Source organism: Nocardia sp. NPDC004860, assembly GCF_040609015.1.
GTDB lineage: Bacteria > Actinomycetota > Actinomycetes > Mycobacteriales > Mycobacteriaceae > Nocardia.
This window is the reverse complement of sequence record NZ_JBEXJI010000063.1, coordinates 1-3,764: the sequence shown is the minus strand read 5'-3', so window position 1 is coordinate 3,764 and position 3,764 is coordinate 1. Positions and strand designations below refer to the sequence as shown.

Annotated in this window: 2 rRNA genes (1 of these 2 running past the window's edge); both read right to left on the bottom strand. The window is 56.5% G+C overall.

The features are described 5' to 3' along the window. Positions 1-1,914: ribosomal RNA gene (locus ABZV44_RS45460) — 23S ribosomal RNA — on the bottom strand (it extends 1,253 nt beyond the left edge of the window). A gap of 326 nt (positions 1,915-2,240) precedes the next feature. Next, positions 2,241-3,757 (bottom strand): 16S ribosomal RNA (locus tag ABZV44_RS45455). The 16S and 23S rRNA genes sit together here, the layout of an rRNA operon. Positions 3,758-3,764 lie beyond the last annotated feature (7 nt).

Here is a 3,764-nt window from a genome sequence, read left to right as displayed (position 1 = left end):
CCGGGTCCCCCTTCTCCCGAAGTTACGGGGGCATTTTGCCGAGTTCCTTAACCACAGTTATCTCGATCGCCTTAGTATTCTCTACCTGACCACCTGTGTCGGTTTGGGGTACGGGCCGTGTACCAACTCACTAGAGGCTTTTCTCGGCAGCATAGGATCACTGAATTCGCCTCAATCGGCTACGCATCACCTCTCAGGCTCATGTCTGGCGGATTTGCCTACCAGACGCCCTACAGGCTTACACCAGGTATTCCATCACCTGGCCCAGCTACCTTCCTGCGTCACCCCATCGCTTGACTACTACAGCAGGGGTCGTATGCAGCCACTTCCAGCTCCCCGAAGGGAGTCCATCCGCTTTTGGATACTTAGCACCACTGATTCGCCATTGGGCGCGGATACACGGGTACGGGAATATCAACCCGTTGTCCATCGACTACGCCTGTCGGCCTCGCCTTAGGTCCCGACTCACCCTGGGCGGATTAACCTGGCCCAGGAACCCTTGGTCATTCGGCGGACGAGTTTCTCACTCGTCTTTCGCTACTCATGCCTGCATTCTCACTCGCGCAGCCTCCACAGCTGGATCACTCCGCCGCTTCCCTGGCTACACGACGCTCCCCTACCCATCCAGACTCCTGGCTCGAAAGCGGGATATATGTCTGAATGCCGCGGCTTCGGCGGTGTACTTGAGCCCCGCTACATTGTCGGCGCAGAATCACTTGACCAGTGAGCTATTACGCACTCTTTCAAGGGTGGCTGCTTCTAAGCCAACCTCCTGGTTGTCTTCGCGACTCCACATCCTTTTCCACTTAGTACACGCTTAGGGGCCTTAGCCGGCGATCTGGGCTGTTTCCCTCTCGACTATGAAGCTTATCCCCCACAGTCTCACTGCCGCGCTCTCACTCACCGGCATTCGGAGTTTGGCTGACTTCGGTAAGCTTGTGGGCCCCCTAGGCCATCCAGTAGCTCTACCTCCGGCGAGAAACACGCGACGCTGCACCTAAATGCATTTCGGGGAGAACCAGCTATCACGGAGTTTGATTGGCCTTTCACCCCTACCCACAGCTCATCCCCTCAGTTTTCAACCTAAGTGGGTTCGGGCCTCCACGACGTCTTACCGTCGCTTCACCCTGGCCATGGGTAGATCACTCCGCTTCGGGTCCATAGTGTGCGACTCGGGCGCCCTATTCGGACTCGCTTTCGCTACGGCTCCCCCACACGGGTTAACCTCGCCACACACCGATGACTCGCAGGCTCATTCTTCAAAAGGCACGCCATCACCTATTACAGCTCTGACGGATTGTAAGCGCACGGTTTCAGGTACTATTTCACTCCCCTCCCGGGGTACTTTTCACCTTTCCCTCACGGTACTAGTCCGCTATCGGTCACCAGGTAGTATTCAGGCTTATCGGGTGGTCCCGACAGATTCACAGCAGATTTCACGGGCCCGCTGCTACTCGGGAGTTGCTCACATGAGCCGTTGCGTTTTCGCTTACAGGACTCTCACCCTCTACGGTTGGCCGTCCCAGACCAATTCAGCTAACACAACGGTTTCTGACTCATGCTCGACTCGGCAGAATCGAGAAGAACAATCCCACGACCCCGGCCATGCAACGACTGCCGTCTATCACACATAACCGGTTTAGCCTCTTCCGCTTTCGCTCGCCACTACTCACGGAATCACATGTTGTTTTCTCTTCCTGTGGGTACTGAGATGTTTCACTTCCCCACGTTCCCTCCACACACCCTATATATTCAGATGCGGGTGACACGACATCACTCGTGCCGGGTTTCCCCATTCGGAAATCCTCGGATCTCAGCTCGTTTGACAGCTCCCCGAGGCTTATCGCAGCCTACTACGTCCTTCATCGGCTCCTGGTGCCAAGGCATCCACCGTACGCTCTTACACACTTACTAACAAAGATGCTCGCGTCCACTGTGCAGTTCTCAAACAACACACAAAACCTTCTCGCTACTGCGGCACCAGCCAGGAAGAATTCCCGCGGTATGACCGCGAAGAAGATTTCGTCGTTTTTTGCCTGGAAAGAACGTCTGTTCTTTCAGGACCCAACAGTGTGTCGATATATCACCCGCCGGCCGGTCACTGAGTACCGATCGATACGCGGGAGAGGTTGTCAGTGTTCCACCCATGAGCTCCAGCCGGACTACGTGTGAGTCCGAAACTGTCTCTGCCAGAGGCGATCTCGACTGTTCGAGACACCGTCTGGAGAAGTGCTCCTTAGAAAGGAGGTGATCCAGCCGCACCTTCCGGTACGGCTACCTTGTTACGACTTCGTCCCAATCGCCAATCCCACCTTCGACGGCTCCCTCCACAAGGGTTAGGCCACCGGCTTCGGGTGTTACCGACTTTCATGACGTGACGGGCGGTGTGTACAAGGCCCGGGAACGTATTCACCGCAGCGTTGCTGATCTGCGATTACTAGCGACTCCAACTTCACGGGGTCGAGTTGCAGACCCCGATCCGAACTGAGACCGGCTTTAAGGGATTCGCTCCACCTCACGGTATCGCAGCCCTCTGTACCGGCCATTGTAGCATGTGTGAAGCCCTGGACATAAGGGGCATGATGACTTGACGTCGTCCCCACCTTCCTCCGAGTTGACCCCGGCAGTCTCTCACGAGTCCCCGCCATTACGCGCTGGCAACATAAGATAAGGGTTGCGCTCGTTGCGGGACTTAACCCAACATCTCACGACACGAGCTGACGACAGCCATGCACCACCTGTACACCGACCACAAGGGGGGCCATATCTCTATGGCTTTCCGGTGTATGTCAAACCCAGGTAAGGTTCTTCGCGTTGCATCGAATTAATCCACATGCTCCGCCGCTTGTGCGGGCCCCCGTCAATTCCTTTGAGTTTTAGCCTTGCGGCCGTACTCCCCAGGCGGGGTACTTAATGCGTTAGCTACGGCACGGATCCCGTGGAAGGAAACCCACACCTAGTACCCACCGTTTACGGCGTGGACTACCAGGGTATCTAATCCTGTTCGCTACCCACGCTTTCGCTTCTCAGCGTCAGTTACTGCCCAGAGACCCGCCTTCGCCACCGGTGTTCCTCCTGATATCTGCGCATTTCACCGCTACACCAGGAATTCCAGTCTCCCCTGCAGTACTCTAGTCTGCCCGTATCGACTGCAAGCTTGCAGTTGAGCTGCAAGTTTTCACAATCGACGCGACAGACCGCCTACAAGCTCTTTACGCCCAGTAATTCCGGACAACGCTCGCACCCTACGTATTACCGCGGCTGCTGGCACGTAGTTGGCCGGTGCTTCTTCTACAGGTACCGTCACTTGCGCTTCGTCCCTGTCAAAAGAGGTTTACAACCCGAAGGCCGTCATCCCTCACGCGGCGTCGCTGCATCAGGCTTGCGCCCATTGTGCAATATTCCCCACTGCTGCCTCCCGTAGGAGTCTGGGCCGTGTCTCAGTCCCAGTGTGGCCGGTCACCCTCTCAGGTCGGCTACCCGTCGTCGCCTTGGTGAGCCGTTACCTCACCAACAAGCTGATAGGCCGCGGGCCCATCTCGCACCAGTAAACCTTTCCAACCCGGACCATGCAGTCCAGGCTCATATCCGGTATTAGACCCAGTTTCCCAGGCTTATCCCAGAGTGCAAGGCAGATCACCCACGTGTTACTCACCCGTTCGCCGCTCGTGTACCCCGAAGGGCCTTACCGCTCGACTTGCATGTGTTAAGCACGCCGCTAGCGTTCGTCCTGAGCCAGGATCAAACTCTCCGTTGAAGACTCT